Below are 24,150 nucleotides of genomic sequence, written 5' to 3'. Positions count from 1 at the left end.
CCACCTAGTTGAAATGAAAATATTTTTTCATTTTTGTAAAAAAAGAACAAAAAACAAAAGCACCGTCTTATAAGCTCCCAATTTAATTCTTAATTGTTTTAATGCTGAGTGAATGTGATTTTCGACGGTACTTACCGATATGCCAAGTTGTTGTGCAATCTCTTTATTCGATAATTCGCCAAGGTAACTTAATGAGAATACCTCCCTGCACTTGGGAGGCAATGCTTCGATAGCAGCCTGAATCTCCTTATGCAGGTCTTTGGAATACAATTTCTGGATGGTTTCATTGGATTCCGGATCATAAAAAAGATATCCAAGCTCTTCGATCTGCTGTTGATATTCTGAAGAATACTTCCTGGCATATTTCTCTTTTTTCAGGTAATTAAGTGAAGTGTTGTATACCGAACGCAACAGGTACCCTTTTAATGAAGAGGAATCATTCAGATTATCCCGGTTAATCCATACATTTAAAAACACGTCTTGTACTACATCCTCGGCTCCGCCTTCATCCAGAAATAATTCTGCATAGGCTAACAAACCCTGGTAATGTATACGATAAAGTGTATTAAAAGCGGTACGGCTTCCAGACTTAATCTCGCATATTAAAGAGGTATAATCATCCATCAAGTTGCTTTTTCGTCAAACAAAGATAGCTCAAATTCCCAATCGTGTATTAATAAAAGCTAAAATCCTGTGGTTTTATAACAAAGCCTATACGTAACTTGCTTTGAAACTGTTTGTATTCCAGCAATCCTTCTCCGTATCCGTTGTAATATTGCAGGAATATGTACTGGTTATCCCTCGGATTGAATTTGTATCCAACCTCAAGCGTCGTATTGAAATTAAAGTCCCAGCCTTTTCTTTTATTCAAAATTACTGCGGCGTTGAACTTCCGGTTGTCGGTCATAAAACTGGTGGCAAGCTGACCAATACCGTTGTACCTGAGAATATCCCGGTTATTGTCGCTGTCTATAATCGGAATACATGTTTTAAATTGCATCTCAACATTCTTATGCATAAGTACGGCGACTGCCAAAGTAACTTTATTCCAGCTACGTGAAGCAAGACTGTCTTTGCCGTTGGACTCGTGTTCTAGAATAAGGGAACCTTTCCCTATATATTTATTCTTGTATATAATGGGGCGCATCAGACCGATCCCCGGATTAAAGTTGAGGTCGCGCATGGGCATGGATTTCTGAAATACATTCCAGAATGCTTTTTGCGTGTACATTATAAACAGATAGGTATCAAAGGGCAAAACGGTTTTGGTTAACCGCTGACTGATACTTAGCTGAAATTTTGCATCCGAATTCGATGAGGTTGGTCTTTCTCCAAGGGTGGTTCCTACGATGAGATAATTGTCTTTGTTTAAAGAAAAATAGGGGCGCTTATCCAGCTCCCGCCGAACACTGTCTGCGTTAAATTGTTCGTACTTATAAACAATAACCTGTGCAGAAACCAAACTGCTTACCAATAAAGCAAGTGTCAATAATAAAACTTTCATCATACACACATTCCTCCCGTTTATTCAAACTCTCACTAATTACAGAGAATGTTCTTGTGTGTGCAAAAATACATAAAAACCGGCACACTTCTTAATTTTTCCATATCTTTGACCTCATGGAAGAGATTTATCAGTTTTATCAGGATTCGATTACGGCTTTTACAAAAAAGCTGGACAATTTGAAGAAAAAAATACATTTAATCGGCACAATCCGCTTGCTTATGGTCTGTGCCATCTGTGTGGGCCTTTGGTTTGTGAGAAATGAAAGCTGGACTATCATACTGTTGATGGTAAGTGGATTTTTTATTCCCTTCTTAGGCTTTATTCTTCTCCACAATAAATTATTTAAGCAAAAGCAATATACAGAAACTATACTTCAGTTGGACAAGGACGAGCTAAACGGACTTGATTACAATTTTTCCGCGTTCGATGGCGCACCCGAACTTACAGATCCGACGCATCCCTTTGGTCTGGATCTTGATCTCTTTGGAGAAAGATCCCTGTTTCAGTCTATAAACCGGACTGTTACACATGGAGGGAAAAGTGTATTATCCGGATGGTTTCGGAATCCATCCACCCAAAAAGAAACAATCCTTAGAAGACAGGCCGCCGTACGTGAGCTTGCAGAGAATACACAGCTGAGACAACATTTTTTTGCCACCGGCTCGATGTACAAGGGTGACAAGAATGACGATAAGCTGCTGGAAGCTCTCACCGCCGAAGCTATTTTATTTGAAGAAAATATAGTTTGGAAAATTCTTGCATGGCTTTTCCCTATTGCATGGATTACCAGCATCACGCTGTATTCATTCGATCTGATCGGTATACCATTTCTATCTACCCTGTTTACCCTCAGCTTTATAGTTTCCTATAGTCAGACGAAAAAGATTAACAAGGTGCATCAATCCGTAAGTAAAATGAATAGCATTCTGGATGTATATGGCAAACTTATGCTGTGTATAGAAAGATATCCTTTTCAATGCGAAGCACTTATGGATCTAGGCAAGAATCTTTCCAATCCCCAATCGCAAGCATCCGTGGCGATAAGAAGGCTTTCAAAACACACCGGAAATCTTGATCAGCGATATAACCTACTGGCTGGATTCATTTTGAATATATTACTTCTCTGGGACATCCGTCAGGCTTGCAATATTGAACGATGGAGAAAACAGCACAAAGAAGACATCCGCAAGTGGTTTGATACCTTATACGAATTCGATGCATACAGTTCACTGGGGGGATTTGCGTTTAACCACCCCGGCTACATCTATCCTGAAATAGCCGACGAATACTTCCGTATGGAAGGAAAAGATTTGGGGCATCCCCTGCTTCACCGTGATTTATGCGTAAAAAATGATATTTCCATCAAGAAAAGACCCTGGTTCCTGATCATCACCGGAGCAAATATGGCAGGAAAGAGTACATACTTACGTACAGTTGGTGTTAATTATCTACTAGCTCTGACGGGAGCGCCTGTTTGTGCATCGGAATTATCGGTCTATCCGGCGCAACTCATTACCAGCCTGCGTACGGCCGACTCGCTTGTTAATCACGAATCGTACTTTTTTGCCGAACTAAAAAGGCTGAAAATGATTATCGACCGACTGGCTGAAGGGAAGGAACTTTTCATAATATTGGATGAAATTCTGAAAGGGACTAACTCGGTCGACAAACAGAAGGGTTCTCTGGCACTGATGAAACAACTGATTTCTTATAAAGCATGTGGTATTATTGCCACACACGACCTGGTTCTGGGTACTCTTGAGGATGAGTTTCCCGACCAACTGAAGAACTACCGCTTTGAAGCTGATATAAAAGAAAATGAGCTATCCTTCTCGTATGAACTCAGAGAAGGAATAGCTCAGAATATGAACGCCTGTTTCCTGATGAAACAGATGGGAATTACGGTCTAAATCACTTCACCATTGCTTTTATTTGAGGCAAATGGCGGTTGATCTCGGCAATACGATTGGCATCACTGGGGTGAGTACTCATAAATTCAGGAGCACCACTACCTCCGTTGGCCGACATTTTCTGCCAGAATGTTACAGCTACATCCGGTTTGTATCCAGCCATAGCCATAAATACAAGCCCCATATAATCGGCTTCATACTCATGCTTTCTTGAATAAGGCAAGGTTACTCCGTATTCGGCACCTAGGCCATAAACAGTAGAAGCAACCGTCTGAACCGCAGCCGACTTTCCGCTTAATACTTGTCCGAGTATGGACGAACCATACTGTGCAACCAACTGCTGACTCATACGTTCGTTGGCATGTTTAGCCACTGCATGAGCAACTTCGTGACCAATAACCACTGCAAGCTCATCGTCTGTGGTAGTTAACGGCAGCAAACCTTCATATACCACGATCTTACCACCGGGCATACAGAATGCGTTTACCTGCTTGTCGTTCACCAATTTAAATTCCCACGCATAATTTGCCAGATCGGCAGACAAACCGTTAGCTTTAAGATAAGCCTCGGTAGCAGCTGCAATTTTCTGTCCGACACGTAATACCTTTGCCGATTGCGTTGCATTTGTAGAGAGTTTGGCTGTTTTTAAATAATCATTATACTGAGTCAGACTGGCAGCAACAACTTCCTGGTCTGAAACGAGTAATACCTGTTGCCGGCCGGTTAGAGGAACACTTCCACATGAACTCAGAAACAACAGTCCCGTAATAAATAATCCTACTAATTTTTTCATTTTATGGATTTTATGTTCAACATGCAAAAATACAACATAATTTAATAAAGAAACACTCATAACAGGTCAAAATACTATCACCATACAGACAGAAAACGATCTTTGATTTATTTAATGTTTTTAAGCATAAAAGATTTCATTTGTTTGTATATTTATTCAGATTAACTCGTATATTTGCAGCAGTTTTTGAATAAATATACAACATATGAAGACAAAGCAACATCGAATGGAGGCAATATGCAGGATTATTGAATCAGAATCGATCCATAATCAGGAAGAGCTGCAAAAACGGTTGGAGAGTCTGGGGTTTACATTAACTCAAGCGACTCTCTCAAGAGACATTAAGCAACTTCAGATTGCAAAAATACACGATGGTGCTGACAACTATGTATATACGCTTCCTGACCAGACACGGATTCCGGGTAATAAAGATATACGGAATAGGGGGACTGAAGCTGTAACCGGATACCGGAACATTGAATTCTCCGGAAATCTGGCGGTATTAAAAACAAGACCGGGATATGCAATGGGAATCGCATCAGATATAGATGCAAAGGCTCCCCGCGAAATTTTGGGAACAATTGCCGGTGATGATACGATTCTGCTTATTCCACGAGAGGGTATAAGCCGCGAAGGTGTACTTCAGGCATTGGCACAATTTATCCCGGAAATAGCAAACACACTTGTTTAAGTAAATTATGAACGCAAAATAAAAAATGGAAAATAAAGTTGAAATCGATGTAATGGTGGCCGATGCCTCTCATGAGGTATACGTTGATACCATTTTGGACACCATTGAAGCTGCTGCCAAAGTACGTGGAACAGGAATTGCCAAGCGTACCCACGAGTATGTTGCTCAGAAGATGAAGGAGGGAAAAGCCATCATTGCTTTGGCCGGAACTGAATTTGCAGGATTTTGCTATATTGAATCCTGGGGAAACAAAGAATATGTGGCAAACTCGGGATTGATTGTCGTGGAAAAATTTCGAGGTCACGGTTTAGCAAAACGTATTAAAAATGCAGCATTTACTTTATCTCGTTTACGTTGGCCCAAAGCCAAATTGTTCGGTCTTACATCGGGAGCTGCAGTAATGAAAATAAATACTGAATTGGGATATGTACCGGTTACTTTTTCAGAACTCACCAATGACGAGGCCTTCTGGAAAGGATGTGAAGGATGTATCAACCATGATGTACTAACACGTACTGAAAGACGTTATTGTATATGCACGGCTATGCTTTACGATCCGAACAGCCCCAAAAACAAAAAAAACGAAGAGAAAGATAATAAATAAAGGATACAAAAAATATACAGATTATGAAAGAAAAAGTTGTACTTGCATTTAGTGGAGGTCTTGATACCTCTTTTTGCGCAAAGTACCTCTCAGAAGAGAAAGGTTACGATGTTTACACGGCTGTTGCCAACACTGGTGGTTTCAGCGAAGAAGAGTTGAAAGTGATTGAAGACAAGGCTTACAAACTTGGCGCAGTAAAGCACGTAGCTCTGAATGTTGAACAGGAGTATTACGAAAAGAGTATAAAATACATGGTATTCGGCAATGTATTACGTAATGGAACCTATCCCATATCTGTAAGCTCGGAACGTATTTTCCAGGCTCTTGCCATCATTGAATATGCAAAAGAGATCGGAGCCGATTATGTAGCCCACGGAAGCACCGGTGCGGGAAATGATCAGGTTCGCTTCGACCTCACCTTCGAAGTCATGGCCCCCCATATTAAAATACTTACCCCAACCCGCGACATGGTTTTAAGCCGCGAATATGAAATCAATTACTTGAAACAACATGGTTTTGAAGCCGATTTCAAAAAAATGGAGTATTCCATCAACAAAGGTCTTTGGGGTACAAGTGTTGGAGGAAAGGAAACTTTGCATTCCGATAAAACACTTCCGGAAGAGGCTTATCCTTCTCAGGTGACAGAAACGAAAGAAGAGACGTTGACAATAGATTTCGAAAAGGGAGAGATTTGTGGTGTAAACGGTATTTCGTACAGTAATAAAGTGGATGCTATCCGCGCAGTTGAAGCTGTAGGTTGCAAATTCGCCATCGGAAGAGACATGCATGTGGGTGATACGATCATCGGTATCAAAGGACGTGTTGGCTTTGAAGCAGCCGGCCCGATGCTTATTATCAATGCACACAAAATGCTTGAAAAGCATACACTCACTAAATGGCAGCAATATTGGAAGGATCAGCTGGGAAACTGGTACGGTATGTTCCTTCACGAGGCTCAGTATCTCGAACCTGTAATGCGGGATATGGAAGCATTTCTTCAAAGCAGTCAGGCAAATGTAACCGGCCGTGTTATTATAAACCTGCGTCCTTACAGTTATACATTGGTAGGTGTACAAAGTGACTTCGATCTGATGAAAGGCGACTTTGGTGTGTATGGAGAAGAACAAAAAGCATGGACAGCCGACGATGTGAAAGGTTTCACCAAAATATTGGGTAACCAGATGAAGATTTTCTATTCGGTTCAAAACAAAAATAAACAATAATGATTAGCGCAGGTATTATAGGTGGTGCTGGTTATACGGCAGGCGAATTGATTCGTCTGCTTATTAACCATCCGGATGTTGAAATAGCTTTTGTAAACAGCAGCAGTAATGCAGGAAATAAGATAACAGACGTGCATAGCGGACTGTATGGAGAAACTGACCTTGTCTTTACAGATCAGCTTCCCTTCTCCGAAATTGATGTTCTCTTTTTCTGTACGGCACATGGCGATACGAAAAAGTTTATTGAAAGTCATGAGATACCGGGCAAACTGAAAATCATTGATCTTAGCACCGACTACAGAATTGAAACTGGTGATCATGATTTTGTTTACGGTCTGCCGGAATTGAATCGTCGTAAAATTTGTGCGGCCAATCATGTAGCCAACCCCGGATGTTTCGCCACTTGCATTCAGTTGGGAGTACTTCCTCTGGCTAAGCATCTGATGCTAAATTCAGAGCTGCATGTGAATGCAATCACAGGTTCGACAGGTGCCGGAGTAAAGCCTTCCGGAACATCTCATTTCAGCTGGAGAAATGACAATATCTCCATATATAAACCTTTTGGACATCAACATCTTGCCGAAATCAAACAAAGCCTTACCTCTCTGCAGAACAGCTTCAGAAGCGAAATTAATTTTATTCCGGTAAGGGGTAACTTCTCAAGAGGAATATTTACAACCACCTATCTGGACTGCAAAGTTGGATTGGATGAGATCAAATGGATTTACGAGGAATATTACGCTGATCATTCCTTTACATTTATCACAGATAAGAATCCGGACCTCAAACAAGTGGTTAATACAAACAAATGTTTGATTCATCTGGAAAAGCATAACGACAAATTGTTAATCATTTCCATGATTGATAATTTGCTTAAAGGTGCTTCGGGACAAGCTGTTCACAACATGAACCTGATGTTCAACCTGGAGGAAAAAGTGGGACTGCATCTTAAACCCAGTGCTTTTTAAATTCGGAATAAGTTATAAAGATAATATAACAATACAAACATGAAATTATTTGATGTATATCCATTATTCAATATAGATATCGTAAAAGGTAAAGGATGCCATGTGTGGGATGCCGAAGGAAACGAATACCTTGATCTGTATGGCGGGCATGCTGTTATTTCAGTAGGCCATTGTCATCCATCCTATGTACAAAAGCTAACCGAACAGCTCAACAAATTGGGATTTTATTCCAATTCGGTAATCAATTCATTGCAAGTAGAGTTGGCAGAAAAGCTAGGAAAACTTTCCGGATACGATGACTACTCATTATTCTTAATCAACTCTGGAGCCGAAGCAAATGAAAATGCGTTGAAACTTGCCTCTTTCCATAATCACAAGAAAAGAGTTGTTTCATTTAAAAAAGCCTTTCACGGACGTACATCTGCTGCGGTGAAGGTGACCGATAATCCGGCTATTATCGCCCCGATCAACGATACGATTCCCGTTACATTTGTTCCGCTTAACGACATTAAAGCTGTTGAAGCCGAACTTCAAAAAGGGGATGTTTCTTCTGTAATTATAGAAGGAATCCAGGGCGTTGGAGGAATACAGCAGCCTTCGGATCTTTTTATGCAGGAGCTTCGTGCGCTTTGTACTCAATATAATGTAGTACTTATTTTAGACGAGATACAATCCGGATACGGACGAACCGGAAAATTCTTTGCACATCAATATGCAGGAATCAAGCCGGATATGATTACCGTAGCTAAAGGTATAGGAAATGGCTTTCCGTTAGCGGGTGTATTAATAAGTCCGGAATTCAAGCCTGTTTATGGAATGCTGGGAACAACTTTTGGAGGGAATCATCTTGCTTGTGCTGCCGCAATCGCTGTTCTTGACATCATGGAAAATGAAAAGCTGCTGGATAATGCAAAAACCATTGGCGATTACCTGATAGATGAACTAGCCAAACTCCCCGGGATTAAAGAAATTCGCGGCAGAGGACTCATGATCGGTATTGAATTTGAAGGATCAATAAAGGAAATACGTAGCCGGCTTCTTTTTGAAGAAAAGGTATTCACAGGTGTTGCCGGAACCAATACCATCCGTCTGCTACCTCCTCTTTGTCTTACTTTAGAAGAAGCTAAAGATTTTATGCAGCGCTTCAAACGAGTACTTGGGTTATAAAACAATTGAATTAATACGGCTGTTTCTTATTATATAGAACTATTAAACAGGAAAAGCAGATGAAAAAGTATCTTATTGCTATTTCGGCGATTCTATTAGTGGCTTGTAACAATACTAAATCGGATCAAAAACCTGTTGTACCAGATACTCCGGCAGATTCGACTATCGCTAATATGCGCGATTCGTTGCAAATAATAGACAGCCTGGGAAATGTTGTTGAAGAAACTTATTCCGGTATTTTACCGGTTGAGAATAGTGAAGGGATTAAGTACGACTTAAATCTTTTTTTTCAGGAGAAAAGTGTTGAAGGAGTTTTCTCATTGGCAACGACTTATCTAAAAGCAGATAAGGGACAAGATAAAACTTTCTATACTTACGGTCACAGAAAAAGCATGAAGGGAAGTCCGCAATATCCAAATGATACAATCTACGAGCTTCTGCCGAGCAATGGAGATCTTTCTCTGTTCTTTCTTAGTTCCGGCGACAGTATGATACTGCTAAATCAGTATTTGGAGAAAGCCGATTCCGGGACTAACTTCACTCTGAAACTGATCAAATAAAAAAAGCCTTCCGAAGTTATTTTCGGAAGGCTTTTTTTATTTATATCACTTTAAGCCCAGCTTCTTAGCGATAGTTTTTGGCAGAGCATCCTTGTGTACAATAATATTCATTGTTTTATAAGCAACAAATGCTTCCGATGCATACCATGTTCCCTGATACTTATTATCAGTACCCCATGAGTTCTTCACCATATAGAATTTCTTACCGGTCTGATCTTTAGCAATTCCGTAGATAATCATTCCATGATCATCTGTTGTCTGGTAGTTATCGTAAGCTTCCTGACGCATTGCTTGAGTAACTGCTATTTCCTGACAAGGTTTTTCGATTAATTTCTTAATTTCATTATCCTTCTCTGTTTTGCTTAATCCAACCCATTTATCCTGGTCAGATCCGGATGTTTCAATAGCCTTGATGTCTGGAACAACAGCTACACCGTTACGAGTGAATCCCTTTTCACTTACGTCCGATCCCCAGGCTATGCTGTAACCTGTGTTGACTGCATTTTCAAAAACAGCCATAAACTCGTCCAATGGTAAATTATATGAATTAGCCCAACGCCAGTTATCTTCTATTTCCAGGGGAAATTCAGAATAGAAAGGGTGGTGAGTATAAGAAGTAAGCGATACATAATCGTCAATGTTCAAGCCCAACTCTTTTGCAAAAGTCTGAGGAGTATATTCTTTTCCATTGTATGTAAATTTTTCAGGAACCTCACCTAAGTAAGAATCAATTACGGCGTCGTATCCTTTTTTCCATGAAGTAGAAAGCTTACCGTTATTATTTTTTACTACAGCATTCACATAATTATATGCAATAGCTTCCATTTCGCCATGCACATGCATATCTTCTCCATATTGTAAACCGTTCATCACCGACTCTGGAACAGCTCCGTAATGTTTTGTCACATACAACACATCTTCAAAAGAGCCTCCCTGACCAAAATTTAGTTTACCATGCAGACGAACATATTTATCGGCTTTATCTTTATACGAATGGCCTACAATAAACATTTCAGACAAATCGAATTCACCCTTACCCTGACGGATCAACTCAGCCTCAAGGAAACCAAGACCAGAAAACGACCAACAAGTTCCGGTACGATTTTGATTTTTAACAGGCGTTACTTTTAATTCCTTAACCGGAGTAAAAACATAGTCACCGCTCTCCTGAGCCACTGTCGTCAATGCGCATGCAAATAACAGGGCACCCACTAATACTTTTTTCATTCTATAGGATTATTAATAATTTCTAATAAGAAGACAAAGATAAAATTTAACAACTTAAACAAGATAATTTTCGAGGTATTTTCTTAGTTTTTGGCATTATTTATGATAATAAAGCGCCAGGGCATACTTACCCAAGGTTCACCCGCATAGTTAATTCCTATTCGAGGAGTAGTTTCATAACTTACCTCGCTTCCATCATCTTCCAGCCAAATACGGTCCGATGTTATAAGAGACTCTCCGTAAAAGGATTTATCCAGAGCGAGTAAACGCCCTACACGCCCCGGGCCCGAGGTCTGTTCTACTCCGCGGATAAGCACTGCCTGAGGACTATCCTTTCCGCCACTTACAATATTTAGCATCCAATACATTCCGTAAATCAGGTATACATAGATATTTCCTCCGCCCCCATACATTACTTCCGTTCGTAAAGTACGCCCTTTACTGGCATGACAAGCCAGATCGGATACCCCATTGTATGCCTCTGTCTCGGTGATACGACAACGCAACACCTCCCCGTCGGGCATCTTCCGGCAAATAATCTTCCCCAAAAGGGCAGGTGCCAATTCAAGCACATCGGTCTCAAAAAATGATTGTGTTAACTTCATACACGCAAAGATATGATTTAGACATCGGATTCCAATATTTTTAATTATTATGATTACATTTGTTGCTACTTTAGCAGATTAAAATCATTTAACGGAATAGGAGATTTACACAATGAAAGTTACGGTAATCGGAGTCGGGAATATTGGTGGAGCTATTGCCCGTGGTTTGGCAAAAGGATCGATCCTAAAAGCATCAGACATTACTTGTACAGACCTGGTGCAGGAAAATCTGGACAAGATGTTGCAGGCCAACAACAGTTTCATTATTTCAAAAAATAATCTGGAAGCTGTAAAAAATGCAGATATTGTTATAATAGCAGTAAAACCATGGCGTGTCGAATCCGTAATAAGCGAAATAAAGTATGCCCTGAATTACGAAAATCAAATTATCATATCTATCGCAGCCGGAATTCCTTTCGATCGTTTGAATGAATTTCTTGATAAGGATCCAAGACCCGAATCCACCAATACACCCGCTGTATTTAGAGTAATCCCAAATACCGCTATTGAAGTATGCAGCAGTATGACCTTTGTTTCCTCATGCAATGCAACTCACGAGCAAGAAGAACTGGTTGTAAACCTGTTTAACGAATTGGGAAGTGCTATGTTGATCGAGGAAAATCTGATGACTGCCGGTACTGCTCTTGCATCAAGTGGCATTGCTTTTGCTATGCGTTACATAAGAGCGTCCAGCGAAGGTGGAGTAGAACTCGGGTTTTATCCGGATCAGGCCAAAGAAATTGTCTTGAAAACGGTGAAGGGTGCAGTCGATTTATTATTAGCCAACAAAAGCAATCCGGAGACAGAGATCGATAAGGTTACAACACCCGGAGGAATAACTATCAGAGGATTGAACGAAATGGAATTGGCAGGCTTTACTCCTTCTGTAATCAGAGGCCTTAAAGCCAGTAAGTAAAATAATATATAAACATATCCATACAATAAAGAGCATGACCTATCTGGGTTATGCTCTTTATTGTATGGATATGATAATTTACTAAAATGCTAACTTATATCAGTTGTATCTATAGATTTTACAGAAACGCTTCAAACATAAAAAAAAGCCCCAACCGCCATTTTGCGAAGGACTCCACTGCATCTTCTTTGGTAACTGCCTAAGCAGTACACAAAGAAACCTCTTTAAAACCTCTGATTAATTCTTGGAAGAACTATTGTTCATTTCCACTAACATAGACCTGATCTGTGCGTTGATACGCTGACTCATTACACCATTTCCTGTAGATTGATAACGATCGGCCTGGTACTTTAACATCGCTAATGCGCGAACATTGCTTTCTTTCATTGTATTCATAATTTTCATCTTTTGTGACTTACCCCTTTAGCAAGTCGGTTTATTATTTCTTTATTTTTATACTGCAAAGATACAACAATAATTCAAATATATGCTATACAACATAAACTAAATGCATTGATTTAAGAATTTTTATATATTAGACCAACCTAGCGAACTAAAAAAGGGCCATTCCTTAACGGAGCAGCCCTTTTTGATTTTATTCTATACTACTTATTCAGCAGCTTCTGGTTCCATGGTTATAGACAACCGTTTGTAGTTGTTATATCTCCACTTAGCATTCTTTTCGGCAGCCTGGAACAATTCGGCGGCTTCAACCGGGAATTGCTTCATCAGCGAAGAGTAACGAACTTCACCCTTCAGGAAGCTCTGGAACTTATCCCACTGAGGTTCTTTTGAATCCAATAAGAACGGATTCTTACCTTCAGCTTCCAACGCTGGATTATAACGCCACAAATGCCAGTAACCACATGCTACAGCTTCAGCCTCTTCGGTTTGAGCTTTACCCATGCCGCCCTTCAATCCGTGACTGATACATGGAGCATAAGCAATAATCAAAGATGGGCCATCATATGCCTCAGCCTCTTTAATCGCTTTCAAGGTTTGTGCCTGGTTAGCACCCATAGCAATCTGAGCCACATATACATATCCATAAGTAGTTGCGATAAGACCCAGGTCTTTTTTACGCACCTGCTTTCCGGCAGCAGCAAATTTGGCAACAGCACCGACTGGAGTTGACTTAGAAGACTGACCACCTGTATTCGAGTAAACCTCTGTATCTACAACCAGGATGTTTACGTTTTCGCCAGAAGCAATCACATGGTCAAGACCACCGAAGCCGATATCATATGCCCAACCGTCACCACCAATAATCCATTGTGATTTCTTGATCATGAAGTGACCCAGTTCGTGGATCTGTTTGCAAATATCGCAATCGCAAGCAGCAACCATCGGTCTGATCTTTCCTGCAAGTTCAATGCTGGCATCCGTATCTTCTTTCTTTTCGATCCACTCGCTGAACAAAGCCTTAAGTTCGTCCGAACAGCAAGAACAAGTCTGCGCTTCAGTCATCAATCTAACCAAACGCTCTCTCATCTTAACCGTAGCCAGACGCATACCTAAACCATATTCGGCATTATCCTCAAACAAAGAGTTAGCCCAAGCCGGACCGTGACCCTTTTCGTTGGTTGTATATGGAGTTGAAGGAGCAGAACCAGAATAGATAGAGGTACAACCGGTAGCATTTGCAATCATCTGACGATCACCAAACAACTGAGAAATCAGTTTGATGTACGGAGTTTCACCGCAACCTGCACAAGCACCTGAGAACTCAAACAGAGGAGTAGCAAACTGAGAATTCTTCACATTAGCCTTGATGTCAACCAAATGTTGTTTTGATTTAACCTCCTTAACCATGAAGTCCCAATTATCCTGCTCATCGTATTCCCCTTCGATTGGAACCATATCCAAGGCTTTGCCTTGCTTATTACCGGGACAAACATCCACACAGTTTGAACAACCCAGACAGTCAAGAACATTCACCTGGATGCGGAACTGCATTCCGGCAAACTGCTTACCAGTAGCTTTCAGTGTTGCGAACTGAGGAGCTTTAGCCTGTTCGGCTTCATCCAAAACAAACGGACGGATGGTTGCGTGAGGACAAACATAAGCACATTGGTTACACTGAATACAGTTGTCGGCATTCCAAACCGGAACAAAAGCAGCAACTCCACGTTTTTCAGAGGCAGCTGTTCCTTGTTCCCATGTACCATCTTCGCGGCCTTTAAATGCAGATACAGGAAGATCATCTCCAGCCTGAGCATTGATGGGGCGCACAATATTCTTAATGAAATCGGAATCATCCGGATGAGACTCTTCCGGTTGGGGATCAATCAGTGCCCATTCTGCCGGAATCTCAACCTTTACAAATTCAGTACCGCGATCTACCGCAGCATTATTCTTGTTCACTACATCTTCACCCTTCTTACCGTACGATTTCACAATGAATTTCTTCATCTGTTCTACAGCCAGATCAAAAGGAATTACATTTGTGATCTTGAAAAATGCCGATTGAAGGATTGTATTGGTACGGTTACCCAAACCAATTTCCTGAGCAATCATAGTAGCATTGATAATGTAAAGCGTAATGTTATTTTGGGCAAAATATTTCTTAACCTTATCCGGCAGATTCTTCTTTACCTCTTCTGCATTCCAAACCGTGTTAAGCAGGAATGTTCCATTCTTCTTCAGCCCCTTGGTTACATCGTACAAACGAAGGTAAGCCTGAACGTGACAAGCTACAAAGTCGGGTGTCGTAACCAAATAGGTAGAACGGATGGGGTTATCACCAAAACGAAGGTGAGAACAGGTAAAACCGCCCGATTTCTTTGAGTCGTAAGAGAAATAAGCCTGGCAATACTTATCGGTATTATCACCGATAATCTTAACAGAGTTCTTGTTAGCACCAACAGTACCATCAGCTCCTAATCCATAGAACTTAGCTTCATAAGGACCATTTTCGAATATAATTTCTTCTTTCGGAGGGAGAGAAGTAAATGTAACATCGTCTACAATACCGATAGTAAATTGATTCTTAGGCAAATTCATTGCCAGATTTTCGTACACAGCAACAATCTGTGCCGGAGTTGTATCTTTTGAAGATAAGCCGTAACGACCACCAACTACAACCGGAGCGTTTTCTTTTCCATACAAACAATCCTTAACATCAAGGTAAAGAGGTTCGCCGGTAGCTCCCGGTTCTTTTGTTCTGTCTAATACAGCAATCTTTTTAACTGTTTTAGGAAGAGCTGCAAGGAAATGTTTGGCAGAGAATGGACGGTACAAGTGTACAGAAATCAAACCAACCTTTTCGCCATTAGCATTCATCATATCTATTACCTCACGGATTGCTTCTGTAACAGATCCCATCGCGATAATCACGCGGTCGGCATCTTCAGCTCCGTAATAGTCAAACAGATTATATTTTCTGCCTGTGATTACAGCCAGTTTATTCAAGTATTCTTCTACTACTTCAGGAACAGCATCGTAAAAAGGATTTGAAGCCTCGCGAGCCTGGAAGTAGATATCCGGATTCTGAGCAGTACCTCTGGCTACAGGAGCTTCAGGATTCAAAGCTCTCTTACGGAAATCGGCCAAAGCCTGCTGGTCAATCAACGGAATAACGTCTTCTTGTGCCAAAGCTTCAATTTTCTGAATTTCGTGCGAAGTTCTGAAACCATCGAAGAAGTGCATAAAAGGAATACGGGTTTTCAAAGTAGCCAGGTGAGCCACAGCCGCCATATCCATTACCTCTTGCACAGATCCGGTACAGAACATGGCAAAACCAGTCTGACGAGCTGCCATAACATCCTGATGATCGCCGAAAATTGACAATGCCTGAGCAGCCAAAGCACGAGCCGACACATGGAATACAGTAGGAAGCAGCTCCCCTGCAATTTTGTACATGTTAGGAATCATCAACAACAACCCCTGAGAGGCTGTAAATGTTGTCGTTAGGGCTCCGGCCTGCAATGAACCATGAAGAGCACCTGCTGCACCTGCCTCAGATTGCATTTCTTCCACTTTCACCGTTTCACCGAAGATGTTCTTTCTACCAGCAGCAGCCCATTCGTCAACGTATTCAGCCATCGTCGACGATGGTGTGATGGGGTAAATAGCAGCCACCTCACTGAACATATAAGCTATATGTGCAGCAGCCTGGTTACCATCACAAGTCAAAAATTTCTTCTGTTTGGACATAAGACTATTACAATTTTGTTGTTAAAAAATTTTTAATATAAGAATCCGAACAACCAAAGAGGAATTATATTATCTCCTCCCACTTCGGCTTTTTCAACGGCATAATACAATTCGGGATTGATCTTCCCTTTCAGGTTTTCTTCAATTCTGAAATTATGCTTCAGGTTCACTAAAAAGTGAGCGTTCCTTACTCCCTCATTCAACCGGTTATCTTTTTGCATCTGATTGAAAAAGAAAGTCTCTCTTACAGCCTGAGGATTTACAGCCATCGGTCGTATCGGATACATTAAATTGGAATTATACATATATACTCGAACCGGCTTTTTGGGAAACTCCTCTCCCACCCGGTACATCATATTCACTAGACGGGCATCCGTAAGGTACTTGATATAGTTCATTATAGTAGCCCTCGAAGTCTGAATCTCTTTGCTAAGCTGACTTACATTGGGCGTACAAGGCGCTGTAGTTGCCAATAAGTACAGTAGTTTCCTCAGTTTAGGCAGATAACTTTGTTCGATTTGTTTTATGTAAAGAACATCCACCTCCAACATCATATTCATGGTTTTCAAAAGATTTTCCGAGAAATTTCGCTTTTCAAGGAAAAATGGATAAAATCCATGATGCAGATAGTCCGGAAAAAAAGCCAACGGCCTCACCTCATCACATATTTGCTTCGCTATCTCCTGATGATTTTCAAGAATCGTTTCAAACGAATAGGCAGGGAACGAAGCTCCCGACATCAGATTAAGGTACTCCCTGAATGAAAATCCACGCAGGTTGTACGATACAACCTTGCCCGACAAATCAGGATTCTCTTCCTTCAGTCGCATCACCGACGATCCGGAAAAAACAATCTTGAGATCGGGATAGTTATCATAGCAGAAACGTAGTTCCTTCGACCATTCCGGATATTTGAAAACCTGGTCTATCAACAGAACCTTTCCGCCTTTTGCTCTGAATTCCGAAGCAAAATCAATTAACGAACGTTCTGTGAAATAGAAATGATTCAAATTAATATAAAGACATTCTTTCGTATTAGGGTCAAAATTTTCACGTGCGTATTGAAGTAGAAATGTAGTTTTTCCAACGCCCCGAGAACCTTTAATCCCAATCAGACGGTCGTTCCAGTTAATTTCATCCATCAACCCTCTGCGTACCGGCGACTGCAAATGCTCTATAAGATAATTATGTGTCTTAAAAAATGCTTCCACTATATAATTGCTATATCGGACACAAAGTTAGAGAAACTTCCCAGTTTTGCAACTCCGACATAGCAATTTTATTTAATAATTTATAATTAGAGATATCAATTAAGAAAGTATCGTAACCCATCCATACTGATCAGGCACGTCTCCATACTGGATGGCACGCAGCTGATGGTACAGTTTTTCGCATACGGGACCGGGCTTTCCATCTTTCGAGAAGACATACGATTTGTTTTCATCGATATCATCAATTCGTTCGATAGGAGTGACTACTGCAGCAGTTCCACACTCAGCCGCCTCTTCGAACGTAGCCAATTCATCTTCCGGAATTTGTCTGCGCTCTACAGTCATCCCCATATCTTCTGCCAGCTGCATCAAACTTTTATTGGTAATAGAAGGAAGAATGGAAGTCGATTGGGGTGTGATGTATTTGTTGTCTTTTATACCAAAGAAATTGGCTGGTCCACACTCGTCCACATATTTCTTTTCTTTGGCATCCAGATATAAAACGGCCGAATATCCCAGTTCGTGGGCTTTTTCGCCGGCAGCCAGACTGGCAGCATAATTTCCTCCCACTTTATATGTTCCTGTTCCGAGGGGGGCCGCCCGGTCGTATCCGCGCAGAATAACAACCGGAGTTGGTTTGAATCCATCTTTAAAGTAAGGTCCTACCGGAGTAACAAATACGATAAACAGATATTCTGTAGCAGGTCTTACACCTACCTGTGCACCTAATCCAATTAATAAAGGTCTCACATACAGGGATGCTCCACTTTCGTAAGGAGGAATAAAACGTTCGTTCAGTTTTACCACCTTGCGAACCGCTTCTTCAAACTTCTCTACCGGAAGTTCGGGCATCATGATGCCACGGCAGGAAGATTGCATACGTTTGGCATTTTCATCCATACGAAATACGCGTGCCTTGCCATCTTTTCCTTTAAAGACTTTCAACCCCTCGAATGACTCCTGTCCATAATGTAAACAGGTTGAAGCCATGTGCAAGTTTATAAGCTCGGAAGAACTAACTTCCAACTCTCCCCATTTTCCGTCTCGGTAGTAACACCTTACGTTATAATCTGTCTTCATATATCCAAAAGATAGTTCAGACCAATTAATATTTTCCATATGCCTTGTTATTAGATTGTTGTTGCAAAAGTAAGCTATTTCGGAGTATAATTGTTACATTTGCAGCAAAAAATATAAATATATGAAAGTAATCGACCTTATACAAGGCAGCGGCAAAACAGCGTTCTCTTTCGAGATATTACCTCCTTTAAAGGGTAACAGTATCCAGAAAGTGTATAATGTAATCGACAAACTACGCGAATTCGACCCCAAATACATCAATATAACATCGCATCACAGCGAATACATTTACAAGACTCTTCCCGATGGAAAGATGGAGAAGGTAAATATACGTAAACGTCCGGGTTCGGTTGCCATTGCTTCCGCCATTCAGAATAAATACAACATAACAGCTGTACCCCATATTATATGTAAAGGATTTACAAAGGAGGAGACCGAATATGCGTTAATCGATCTGAATTTCCTCGGTGTATACGATTTATTGCTGCTAAGAGGCGATATTAAGACACTGGAGGCTGCCGATGCAAACAGCAAGCTGTACCACAACCATGCAACCGACCTGCAGGAACAGATCAACAACTTTAATAAAGGGATAGCTGTAGACGGAAGTACGTTTGAAGCAAACGAAACTCCATTCTCATACGGAATGGCCTGTTATCCTGAAAAGCATGAAGAGGCACCCAATATGGATTCGGACATCCATTATCTGAAGCAAAAAGTTGCCAACGGAGCCGATTACCTGGTTACACAGATGTTTTTCGACAATCAGAAGTACTACGACTTTGTGGAACGTTGCCGGGCCGAAGGCATTCAGGTACCTATCATTCCGGGTATAAAACCGGTTGTATTTAAAAATCAGCTCACGGTATTGCCTAAAATATTCCGTTCGGATATCCCCGAACCTTTTGCATCCGAACTTAGAAAGTGCAATACAGACGAAGAGGCCAGGGAAGTTGGTGTGGAATGGTGTATAAATCAATGCAAAGATCTGGTTGCACACGGTGTTCCGAGTCTTCATTTCTATACTATGATGGCAACCGACAGTGTATACCGTGTAGCAAAAGAAATTTATTGACATGTTCTTTAAAGATATAATCGGTCAGGAAGAGATAAAGGCCCGTTTGATTCGTTCGGCGAAATCGGGTGTAGTTCCCCATGCCCAGCTCTTTACAGAGAAGGAGGGATCGGGAGCCTTTCCTTTGGCCCTTGCCTATGCCAGGTATCTTAACTGTACGCAACCCAGCGATACCGATGCCTGTGGCCGGTGTCCTTCGTGCCTTAAATACAATGAACTGGCACATCCGGACCTCTTCTTTGTTTTTCCTATGGTAAAAAAGGATAAAAAGAAAGAGGTATGCGATGATTATATCACCGAATGGCGCTCCTTTATCAAAGGTCGTCCTTATTTTGGGTTGAACGATTGGCTTACCTGCATGGATGCAGGCAATTCGCAGGCTATTATCTATTCGGGTGAAAGTGATGAGATAATCCGGAAACTCAGTCTCCGGATCTACGAGGCGACCTATCGGGTCATGCTGATCTGGCTACCGGAGAAAATGCATCCTACCTGTGCCAATAAATTACTTAAACTGATTGAGGAACCTCCCCAGAATACCGTATTTCTATTGGTTTCGGAATCTCCCGAAAATATTATCGGCACCATTCAGTCACGCTCACAACGTATCCCGATTCGTCCGCTTTTGCCCGAAGCCATAGCAGCCAAACTAACAAAGGACTTTGGTTTAACATCCGAGGATGCAAATTATGTGGCTCATATAGCCGGAGGTAATTTTCTAAAAGCCCTTGAGACCATCAGTCTTGGAGAAGAGACCAAATATTACCTGAACCAGTTTATCGGAATGATGCGTAATTCATGGAGCAGGAATGTTAAAGGAATGAAGATTATGGCCGACGAGATGGCAGGCATCGGTCGCGAGCGTCAGAAAAACTTTTTAAGTTACTGTCAGCATTTGATCCGTGAGAACTTCGTTTACCGTTTTCAAAGCCCGGAATTGAATTACATGAACCCCGAAGAATCGACCTTCTCCATCAAGTTTTCACCCTTTGTAAACGAACGGAATGTATTTGATCTTACGGAGGAGTTAAGTAAAGCAGAAAAACATATCGGTCAGAATGTAAATGCTAAGATGGTTTTCTTCGATCTTGCGCTACGGTTGACGGTTTTGCTCAAACGTTAATATTTTTATCACATTCACCTATTCAGTCCAAACTTTTAGTATTTTTTTATTTCTGTATGCAATTAATGATATCTTTTAATCTTTATTGAGCAATACACCCGAAGTAAGGTTCAAAAATATTATTATATTTGTTTTGTTAATGAATACCAACAAGTGGATTGCAGACTCTAAACTAACAGGTATTCCATCTTAACATATTGTTGAACATTCAAATTGTTGCAAAATGAAAAAGACAGGAATTATTATAGCCATCGCATTGCTGACTTCGGTTAGCTTATATGCGCAGAGGGAATATGGTACTTTTAGTGCCCGCATATCTACATTCGGACAATCGTTCGATCGTCCCTCATTCGAATTAGAGTTTACAAAAGCCTATGGAGTTCCGGCCTATCAGGTACGCGACTATTATGCTGGGGTTGATCACAGTTGGGGAGACCTGTCCCTTGCATTCGAATTTAGTCGGTTCTTTGACCGTCCGGTAGTAGTAATATTAGACTCATACCGCAGATACCACTCGTGGGATCGTGTTGCGTACCACTACGGTGCTAAATACAATTCCAAAAAGTATAAAATGCTGGCCAAGATGATGCGCGATCGCGAGAAATATTGGGATAGAGTTCATCGTGAGCACCGTAAACACTACTACGCTCAACAGGCAAGGTATGAAAGAGATCGTGATTACAGACCTCGCTACGATAACGACCGTTATTACCGCGACGATCGCCGTCAATACGATCGAGACAACGACCGCGACCGCTACAACGACCGCGATAAAGGTTGGGATAAGAAAGGTAAAGGAAACAATGGCCATGGCAAAAATAAGCCTGGGAAAGGGAATAATAACGGAAGATGGTAATTTGATACCACTCCTATAGTACTAAATAAACAAGGGCAATCAGGATAACCTGGTTGCCCTCTTTTATTAACATTCATCCGTTACCGGATTTTTCTTTTTTTGTGGGCGAACTCTATAACCGCAGGAATAATAGAGATAAGAATAATTGCAGCCACAAGAATCTGAATATTATCTCTTACCACAGTCAGCCCGCCAAACAAATAACCGGCATAAGTAAAGATACTCACCCAAACGACCCCTCCTACAATATTGGATAAAAGAAAAAACCGATAATGCATCTTTCCCATTCCGCCAACCAAAGGCGCAAAAGTTCGGATAATTGGAATAAAACGTGCCAGGAAAATTGTTTTCCCGCCATGTCGCTTATAGAAGGCCTGTGTCATTTCCAGATAAGAGCGTTTGAATATTTTGGAATGCGGATTCTTAAACATTTTACTTCCCAGATACTTTCCGATACAAAAATTGACCTCGTAACCCAGTATCGCCGCTATAATCAACAAGAATGCCAGTAAATGCACATTAATTGTACTCGATTGCATGGCAGCAAGAGCTCCGGCAACAAATAGCATCGAGTCGCCAGGCAGAAAAGGGATAAAGAAGAACCCAGTCTCGCAGAACATAATAACGAACAGGATTACATATATCCAGGCTCCGTATTGGACAGTCATTTCCGCCAGATACCTATCGATATGTAATACAAAGTCGACAGCCAATTCTACATATTCCATTAAACCCCTTACTGTTACTAAATAATAGATGCGTATTCTTTGTATAATAATAACAGTTTAGAAATATTAAATATCTATATTTACAGATCTTTTTTTTAATCTATATATTATCATGAAGCAAATTACGTTGTTAGTGTTCTCAATTCTTTCGTGTTTTTCTATTTTTGCTCAAAGAGCGGACAATTACAAGCCTACCAATCCGTATGTCTACTTTACGCAGACTAACCTTCCTATTGTTTTTATAAACACCGGGAATACCATGATTCTGAGAGAAGACAGAATCGCGGCGCGTATGACTATCATCTATAACGGAGAGGGAAAGTTGAACTATGCCGACACACTGGCGCATCCCGATCAATCAACGGCATACAAAGGACGGATCGGGATCAAGTACAGAGGTAACTCCTCTTTTACCAACTCGGATAAAAAGCCCTATTCCTTCAGACCCGAAAACGAAAGCGGTAAGAAACAGGAGGTTGCTCTGCTAGGAATGGGAGCCGATAGCGATTGGTGTCTGCTTGCGCCCTATTCCGATAAAAGTCTGATCCGGGATATGCTTACCTTCAAACTGGCCAAGCCCTATTTTGAATATGTGCCCGACGGGGTGCATTGCGAAGTCGTTCTGGACGGTACCTATTACGGTGTCTATATTTTAAGTGAGCGGGTACGACAAGGCGCTAACCGGCTGAATATACCCAAACCCGGAAATTCGGGCGACGAACTTACCGGTGGTTATCATGTGGAAGTTGACCGCGACGACGAGGTGGTCTATACTTCAAATTACAACCCCCAATATTCGTGGGGAGCATCCATGATAAACAAAAAAATCTCATTTCAATATAAGTACCCGGAGTTTGGAGATCTTACCAACGAACAGAAAGTTTACCTGCACGGACAGATTAATAAATTCGAAAACTCCCTGGCTGCATCCAACTATCAGGACAAGCAGGAGGGTTACCGCAAGTACCTGGATGTAACCTCATTTATAGATTATATGCTTTCGACCGAGTTTGCCCGCAATGTGGATGGATACCGGTTAAGCACCAATTTATATAAACACCGCGACAGTGTAGACCCCCGATTCAAAATGTCGTTATGGGATTTTAATCTGGGTTTCGGGAATGCCAACTACAACGATGGATGGAACCCCCAAAGCTGGGCCTACAATACAAACGATGTAAATCCGTCCGAAGCACAATTGATTCCATTCTGGTGGTACCGGCTGTTGAGTGATCCGGCTTATGTAAAGGAGATGAAAGACAGGTGGACTATGTACCGCAGCACAAACTACTCCAATGCAAACATCATGCATGTGGTAGACTCACTCACCAATAATCTGAACAAGGAAAATGCCCAGTACCGTAATTCTCTTGCCTGGCCCCGCTGGAACGTTTGGGTGTGGCCAAACAAATATGTAGCCAGCTCGTATAACGATGAGATTAACTACATGAAAGATTGGATCACGAAACGTCTTGCCTTTATGGACGGTACGCTTTACACGTCGGCAGAACTACCGCAGACTCCAACCGTAAAGATTTCGCCCAATCCGGTAAGAAAAGGGGAGATACTACATATAAACGGAGCCCAACTTAAATCGGTCCGTTTAATTTCATTTTCGGGCGCACTAATCAAGCAAGGAGATCCTTCGCAAAACAACCTGTCCATGCAAGGCGTACTACCCGGCAGCTATCTGTTGGTTCTGGAAACCACACAAGGATGGATAACAGAAAAGATACTGGTAAGGAACTAAA

Annotated in this window: 22 protein-coding genes; 12 read left to right on the top strand and 10 right to left on the bottom strand. The window is 41.3% G+C overall.

Annotated elements, in window-relative coordinates:
• Nucleotides 1-27: 27 nt before the first annotated feature.
• Together F5613_RS06065 and F5613_RS06060 are read right to left on the bottom strand one after the other, a co-directional pair.
• Nucleotides 28-624 carry an RNA polymerase sigma-70 factor gene (locus F5613_RS06065; protein ID WP_179399095.1) on the bottom strand — a complete coding sequence of 199 codons (597 nt, stop codon included), beginning with the start codon at nucleotides 622-624 and terminating at the stop codon, nucleotides 28-30.
• Nucleotides 625-673: 49 nt separating this feature from the next.
• Entirely contained in the window at nucleotides 674-1,507 is an 834-nt protein-coding gene (locus F5613_RS06060; protein ID WP_079683642.1) for a phospholipase A, read from the bottom strand.
• A gap of 113 nt (nucleotides 1,508-1,620) precedes the next feature.
• On the opposite strand from F5613_RS06060, the gene F5613_RS06055 reads away from it, so the two are divergent.
• Nucleotides 1,621-3,417, top strand: coding sequence for a MutS-related protein (locus tag F5613_RS06055; RefSeq protein ID WP_179399094.1), 1,797 nt, complete (start codon nucleotides 1,621-1,623; stop codon nucleotides 3,415-3,417).
• 1 nt (nucleotide 3,418) lies between these two features.
• On the opposite strand, the gene F5613_RS06050 is transcribed toward F5613_RS06055, so the two are convergent.
• The gene (locus F5613_RS06050) at nucleotides 3,419-4,210 is read right to left on the bottom strand and encodes a M48 family metallopeptidase (protein WP_179399093.1); all 792 of its coding nucleotides are present in this window, start codon (nucleotides 4,208-4,210) and stop codon (nucleotides 3,419-3,421) included.
• 205 nt (nucleotides 4,211-4,415) lie between these two features.
• Here F5613_RS06050 and F5613_RS06045 point away from each other — a divergent pair, with 205 nt between their 5' ends.
• Genes F5613_RS06045 through F5613_RS06020 form a run of 6 tightly spaced genes read left to right on the top strand, consistent with a single transcriptional unit; the run spans nucleotide 4,416 to nucleotide 9,423 of the window.
• Nucleotides 4,416-4,901 (top strand): arginine repressor, encoded by a 486-nt coding sequence (locus tag F5613_RS06045; RefSeq protein WP_079683639.1) that lies wholly within the window; start codon nucleotides 4,416-4,418, stop codon nucleotides 4,899-4,901.
• 25 nt (nucleotides 4,902-4,926) lie between these two features.
• A complete protein-coding gene (locus F5613_RS06040; RefSeq protein ID WP_068182545.1) occupies nucleotides 4,927-5,505 on the top strand; it encodes an N-acetyltransferase in 579 nt (192 codons plus the stop codon).
• Nucleotides 5,506-5,525: 20 nt separating this feature from the next.
• Nucleotides 5,526-6,728, top strand: a complete 1,203-nt coding sequence (locus F5613_RS06035) for an argininosuccinate synthase (RefSeq protein WP_176134060.1) — start codon at nucleotides 5,526-5,528, stop codon at nucleotides 6,726-6,728.
• A complete protein-coding gene (gene argC, locus F5613_RS06030) occupies nucleotides 6,728-7,696 on the top strand; it encodes an N-acetyl-gamma-glutamyl-phosphate reductase (protein WP_179399092.1) in 969 nt (322 codons plus the stop codon). Before F5613_RS06035 ends, argC begins: the two co-directional genes overlap by 1 nt.
• 39 nt (nucleotides 7,697-7,735) lie before the next feature.
• Nucleotides 7,736-8,863: an aspartate aminotransferase family protein gene (locus tag F5613_RS06025; protein ID WP_179399091.1), complete on the top strand. Its 1,128-nt coding sequence runs from the start codon at nucleotides 7,736-7,738 to the stop codon at nucleotides 8,861-8,863.
• A 59-nt stretch (nucleotides 8,864-8,922) separates the two neighbouring features.
• Entirely contained in the window at nucleotides 8,923-9,423 is a 501-nt protein-coding gene (locus F5613_RS06020; protein ID WP_179399090.1) for a copper resistance protein NlpE N-terminal domain-containing protein, read from the top strand.
• A 45-nt stretch (nucleotides 9,424-9,468) separates the two neighbouring features.
• Here the strand turns inward: F5613_RS06020 and F5613_RS06015 are convergent, their stop codons facing one another.
• Together F5613_RS06015 and F5613_RS06010 are read right to left on the bottom strand one after the other, a co-directional pair.
• Nucleotides 9,469-10,650, bottom strand: a complete 1,182-nt coding sequence (locus F5613_RS06015) for a C1 family peptidase (RefSeq protein WP_179399089.1) — start codon at nucleotides 10,648-10,650, stop codon at nucleotides 9,469-9,471.
• 83 nt (nucleotides 10,651-10,733) lie between these two features.
• A complete protein-coding gene (locus F5613_RS06010; RefSeq protein ID WP_079683634.1) occupies nucleotides 10,734-11,255 on the bottom strand; it encodes a DNA-3-methyladenine glycosylase in 522 nt (173 codons plus the stop codon).
• A gap of 112 nt (nucleotides 11,256-11,367) precedes the next feature.
• Here F5613_RS06010 and proC point away from each other — a divergent pair, with 112 nt between their 5' ends.
• A complete protein-coding gene (proC, locus tag F5613_RS06005) occupies nucleotides 11,368-12,171 on the top strand; it encodes a pyrroline-5-carboxylate reductase (protein WP_068182525.1) in 804 nt (267 codons plus the stop codon).
• Nucleotides 12,172-12,408: 237 nt separating this feature from the next.
• Here the strand turns inward: proC and F5613_RS06000 are convergent, their stop codons facing one another.
• The 4 genes from F5613_RS06000 to F5613_RS05985 all read right to left on the bottom strand — a co-directional run bounded on the left by F5613_RS06000 (nucleotide 12,409) and on the right by F5613_RS05985 (nucleotide 18,668).
• Nucleotides 12,409-12,567: a hypothetical protein gene (locus F5613_RS06000; protein WP_176421703.1), complete on the bottom strand. Its 159-nt coding sequence runs from the start codon at nucleotides 12,565-12,567 to the stop codon at nucleotides 12,409-12,411.
• A 213-nt stretch (nucleotides 12,568-12,780) separates the two neighbouring features.
• Complete coding sequence (gene nifJ / locus F5613_RS05995) at nucleotides 12,781-16,326, bottom strand: pyruvate:ferredoxin (flavodoxin) oxidoreductase (RefSeq protein ID WP_179399088.1); 3,546 nt, start codon at nucleotides 16,324-16,326, stop codon at nucleotides 12,781-12,783.
• 32 nt (nucleotides 16,327-16,358) lie between these two features.
• On the bottom strand, nucleotides 16,359-17,537 hold the full coding sequence (locus tag F5613_RS05990; RefSeq protein ID WP_068182521.1) for an ATP-binding protein: 1,179 nt from the start codon (nucleotides 17,535-17,537) through the stop codon (nucleotides 16,359-16,361).
• Nucleotides 17,538-17,636: 99 nt separating this feature from the next.
• Nucleotides 17,637-18,668, bottom strand: coding sequence for a branched-chain amino acid aminotransferase (locus F5613_RS05985; RefSeq protein ID WP_317171225.1), 1,032 nt, complete (start codon nucleotides 18,666-18,668; stop codon nucleotides 17,637-17,639).
• Between the two features lie 70 nt (nucleotides 18,669-18,738).
• On the opposite strand from F5613_RS05985, the gene metF reads away from it, so the two are divergent.
• The 3 genes from metF to F5613_RS05970 all read left to right on the top strand — a co-directional run bounded on the left by metF (nucleotide 18,739) and on the right by F5613_RS05970 (nucleotide 21,671).
• Nucleotides 18,739-19,692 (top strand): methylenetetrahydrofolate reductase [NAD(P)H], encoded by a 954-nt coding sequence (gene metF, locus F5613_RS05980; RefSeq protein WP_068182515.1) that lies wholly within the window; start codon nucleotides 18,739-18,741, stop codon nucleotides 19,690-19,692.
• 1 nt (nucleotide 19,693) lies between these two features.
• Nucleotides 19,694-20,815: a DNA polymerase III subunit gene (locus tag F5613_RS05975; protein ID WP_179399087.1), complete on the top strand. Its 1,122-nt coding sequence runs from the start codon at nucleotides 19,694-19,696 to the stop codon at nucleotides 20,813-20,815.
• A gap of 223 nt (nucleotides 20,816-21,038) precedes the next feature.
• Nucleotides 21,039-21,671, top strand: coding sequence for a hypothetical protein (locus F5613_RS05970; RefSeq protein WP_179399086.1), 633 nt, complete (start codon nucleotides 21,039-21,041; stop codon nucleotides 21,669-21,671).
• 80 nt (nucleotides 21,672-21,751) lie between these two features.
• On the opposite strand, the gene F5613_RS05965 is transcribed toward F5613_RS05970, so the two are convergent.
• Nucleotides 21,752-22,399: a DedA family protein gene (locus tag F5613_RS05965; RefSeq protein WP_068182509.1), complete on the bottom strand. Its 648-nt coding sequence runs from the start codon at nucleotides 22,397-22,399 to the stop codon at nucleotides 21,752-21,754.
• A gap of 112 nt (nucleotides 22,400-22,511) precedes the next feature.
• Between F5613_RS05965 and F5613_RS05960 the strand changes: the two genes are divergently transcribed.
• Nucleotides 22,512-24,149 carry a CotH kinase family protein gene (locus F5613_RS05960; RefSeq protein WP_179399085.1) on the top strand — a complete coding sequence of 546 codons (1,638 nt, stop codon included), beginning with the start codon at nucleotides 22,512-22,514 and terminating at the stop codon, nucleotides 24,147-24,149.
• The last annotated feature ends 1 nt before the right edge of the window (nucleotide 24,150 follow it).

The organism is Macellibacteroides fermentans, from assembly GCF_013409575.1.
Lineage (GTDB): Bacteria > Bacteroidota > Bacteroidia > Bacteroidales > Tannerellaceae > Macellibacteroides > Macellibacteroides fermentans.
Note: the sequence above shows the minus strand (reverse complement) of the source record. Positions and strands in the feature narration are given on the sequence as shown.

Excerpts from the sequence above, each read along its gene's own strand:
- F5613_RS06065 (WP_179399095.1), bottom strand. The coding sequence starts at position 624 with ATGGATGATTATACCTCTTTAATATGCGAGATTAAGTCTGGAAGCCGT.
- F5613_RS06060 (WP_079683642.1), bottom strand. The coding sequence starts at position 1,507 with ATGATGAAAGTTTTATTATTGACACTTGCTTTATTGGTAAGCAGTTTG.
- F5613_RS06055 (WP_179399094.1), top strand. The coding sequence starts at position 1,621 with ATGGAAGAGATTTATCAGTTTTATCAGGATTCGATTACGGCTTTTACA.
- F5613_RS06050 (WP_179399093.1), bottom strand. The coding sequence starts at position 4,210 with ATGAAAAAATTAGTAGGATTATTTATTACGGGACTGTTGTTTCTGAGT.
- F5613_RS06045 (WP_079683639.1), top strand. The coding sequence starts at position 4,416 with ATGAAGACAAAGCAACATCGAATGGAGGCAATATGCAGGATTATTGAA.
- F5613_RS06040 (WP_068182545.1), top strand. The coding sequence starts at position 4,927 with ATGGAAAATAAAGTTGAAATCGATGTAATGGTGGCCGATGCCTCTCAT.
- argC (WP_179399092.1), top strand. The coding sequence starts at position 6,728 with ATGATTAGCGCAGGTATTATAGGTGGTGCTGGTTATACGGCAGGCGAA.
- F5613_RS06025 (WP_179399091.1), top strand. The coding sequence starts at position 7,736 with ATGAAATTATTTGATGTATATCCATTATTCAATATAGATATCGTAAAA.
- F5613_RS06020 (WP_179399090.1), top strand. The coding sequence starts at position 8,923 with ATGAAAAAGTATCTTATTGCTATTTCGGCGATTCTATTAGTGGCTTGT.
- F5613_RS06015 (WP_179399089.1), bottom strand. The coding sequence starts at position 10,650 with ATGAAAAAAGTATTAGTGGGTGCCCTGTTATTTGCATGCGCATTGACG.
- F5613_RS06010 (WP_079683634.1), bottom strand. The coding sequence starts at position 11,255 with ATGAAGTTAACACAATCATTTTTTGAGACCGATGTGCTTGAATTGGCA.
- proC (WP_068182525.1), top strand. The coding sequence starts at position 11,368 with ATGAAAGTTACGGTAATCGGAGTCGGGAATATTGGTGGAGCTATTGCC.
- F5613_RS06000 (WP_176421703.1), bottom strand. The coding sequence starts at position 12,567 with ATGAATACAATGAAAGAAAGCAATGTTCGCGCATTAGCGATGTTAAAG.
- nifJ (WP_179399088.1), bottom strand. The coding sequence starts at position 16,326 with ATGTCCAAACAGAAGAAATTTTTGACTTGTGATGGTAACCAGGCTGCT.
- metF (WP_068182515.1), top strand. The coding sequence starts at position 18,739 with ATGAAAGTAATCGACCTTATACAAGGCAGCGGCAAAACAGCGTTCTCT.
- F5613_RS05975 (WP_179399087.1), top strand. The coding sequence starts at position 19,694 with ATGTTCTTTAAAGATATAATCGGTCAGGAAGAGATAAAGGCCCGTTTG.
- F5613_RS05970 (WP_179399086.1), top strand. The coding sequence starts at position 21,039 with ATGAAAAAGACAGGAATTATTATAGCCATCGCATTGCTGACTTCGGTT.
- F5613_RS05965 (WP_068182509.1), bottom strand. The coding sequence starts at position 22,399 with ATGGAATATGTAGAATTGGCTGTCGACTTTGTATTACATATCGATAGG.
- F5613_RS05960 (WP_179399085.1), top strand. The coding sequence starts at position 22,512 with ATGAAGCAAATTACGTTGTTAGTGTTCTCAATTCTTTCGTGTTTTTCT.